The following is a 2,026-nucleotide window of genomic DNA, read 5'->3' as shown; positions in this document are numbered from 1 at the left end:
ATGTTCGAATACCCTTCCTGGCGCGCGACTTCTAAGCTGGATAACTCCTCAGAAGCATCTATCAAAAAGTCTCGCTTTCCCTTATCGCGAGGCGACACCGGGGTAAAAACACTCAATCTCAGCAAGGCAACAGGCTGTACTGTTTTATTGCTGTTTGGCACCAGTTCATAAACTGTGCCTGATTCTCTTTTCACTACCGAAAATGGGCTAGGCAAATCGTTGTTTTGTGGGTCTTTTTCCATTTATCCACACCTATATAAGAAATTTGCTGCTGTACGTGTAAGTAAATACATTTGGCACGTGAAAGTAAATACATTTGACGTGTAAGTAAATACATTTCACGTGCAAGTAAATACACTTTACGTGTAATTGAATACACAAAATGTCAATTTCTTCATAAATTTCATGTTGATACGGCAGCGGTGATCTTTATTGATCTTTCTTACTATTTTATGAAATAAAGAATTGATCTATCCGGTGGATAAGTGGATAACCAGCTCAACCTCCATGCCGCTACCTTAACCCTGATCTGATTTTGACTTTTGACAGATGCTTAGAAGTGACATTTAAGAGAGCGGTTCACGGCAGCCAACCCGCCCACACAAAGCGCGTGGGCGGGTTGGAGAGGATTAGGCTACCAGTTTGCCGCCAAAGTCCTGATAGACCTTCAGAAGGCGATTTACGTCGTGTTCACGCTGCCCATATCCAGCACCTGGCAGACTCGCCCAAATGTTCGAGCACTTCTGGATGGCGGACGTGATACGCCCCGCCTCGATGTCATCCATTGCCTTGCGCTCCCTCAGTAGCTGGATACACAGCAAATCCTGGCTGGCCGGGCTGAAATCTCTTAGCCCCAGCTGCTTCTTGTACGCCGGCCAGTACCGGTAAAGCTGCTGGTAAGCGCCCGATGCAGAGGATCGCTCGCCCTTACGGTTGAACACCTTGGCCGGGCGGCCACCGGCGAACGGATGGTCGCTGTAGTCCGTGAACACCTCCGGCTTGCCATCAACGCCGGTAACAATCACGTCATAGCCGCCGTTGGTTGTCAGCGGATGATTCAACGTTCCTTCAGAAAAGCGCAGCATTTTCATGTATGCCAACAGGTTGGTACTCATTCTCCACCTCAGATATAAATTTCTGTACAATCTCGGGTGGAATAAAATTCATTGCGTTTCAAAAGGACTCTTTGCAGAGTCCTTTTTCTTTTGTGCAGCCTACCGGATATAGCATCTGTACCGGCCAGGCCTCAGCACACTGCCCCCTCCTCGAAGCGCCGTTCTGCATCCTGCTCAATTGAGTCCATTTCGTCCTCCCAGTCCTGGGGAACACCGGTTACCTGGACAGCGCAAACGCGCAACGCCAGGATCAGGGAGCGTGGTTCTGACACCTGCCCTTGCAGCTCATGGATACCCTGCCCGGTGCCGTCCGCTGTCATTGTGGCCAGCCACACGATCGCCTCAATATCAGCGATGCTAAACTCGCCGGAAACGTCAAAGCTGCATGGCTCTGTTACCTCGTCGCCCTGGAAAGTAATCACCCCCTGGCGCGTGCCATCGTTAATCTGGATGTCGATCATTAGCCATGTACCTCTTTCAGGATGCCGGTAACGAACTCAAGCAGCCCATCCCCATTAATCAGTGAAATTGCGCCGGATCGGTTATTTGCCAGGTATTCAAAGCCGGATGAGAAAATTTCCGTAGCATTGGCGTTGTGAATGTCCTTGGCGTTTTTCAGCCCGTAGACCTTCCCCACATACGGAGATGAAAGGCTGTCTACGATAGCGACTTCATCCTTTCCGAAAGAAGTGTTCTCATAGAAGCGGCTTAGGTGAGCGATGGCGGAGCGGTCGCCTTCTGCCTTTTCCGTCAGATAGGCCAATGCCATCTTGAGATAGTTCGGATTAGAGAATTCGAAGTGGTGACCGACTTCGTGCCACAACACACGCTTACCGCCTCTTGGGTTAAGGGATATGCTCTGAGCAGCTAGTTCGGCATACGAGCGCGTGCGATTCAGATCAATCCTGCGG

General features: G+C 50.1%; 2 protein-coding genes and 2 pseudogenes. All 4 read right to left on the bottom strand.

Going from position 1 to position 2,026, the window contains the following annotated elements; genetic code table 11:
- Positions 1–242 (bottom strand): annotated as a pseudogene (locus CYR55_RS22655) (protein RepA); the annotation flags it as partial.
- A 387-nt stretch (positions 243–629) separates the two neighbouring features.
- Positions 630–1,115 (bottom strand): glycoside hydrolase family 24 protein, encoded by a 486-nt coding sequence (locus tag CYR55_RS22650; protein ID WP_101818559.1) that lies wholly within the window; start codon positions 1,113–1,115, stop codon positions 630–632.
- Positions 1,116–1,246: 131 nt separating this feature from the next.
- Positions 1,247–1,576 (bottom strand): hypothetical protein, encoded by a 330-nt coding sequence (locus CYR55_RS22645; RefSeq protein ID WP_101818558.1) that lies wholly within the window; start codon positions 1,574–1,576, stop codon positions 1,247–1,249.
- A pseudogene (locus tag CYR55_RS22640) lies at positions 1,576–2,026 on the bottom strand (hypothetical protein); the annotation flags it as partial. The pseudogene CYR55_RS22640 and the gene CYR55_RS22645, both read right to left, overlap by 1 nt.

The organism is Chimaeribacter californicus, from assembly GCF_002858675.1.
Taxonomy (GTDB): domain Bacteria; phylum Pseudomonadota; class Gammaproteobacteria; order Enterobacterales; family Enterobacteriaceae; genus Chimaeribacter; species Chimaeribacter californicus.
This window is presented reverse-complemented; position numbering and strand designations above follow the sequence as displayed.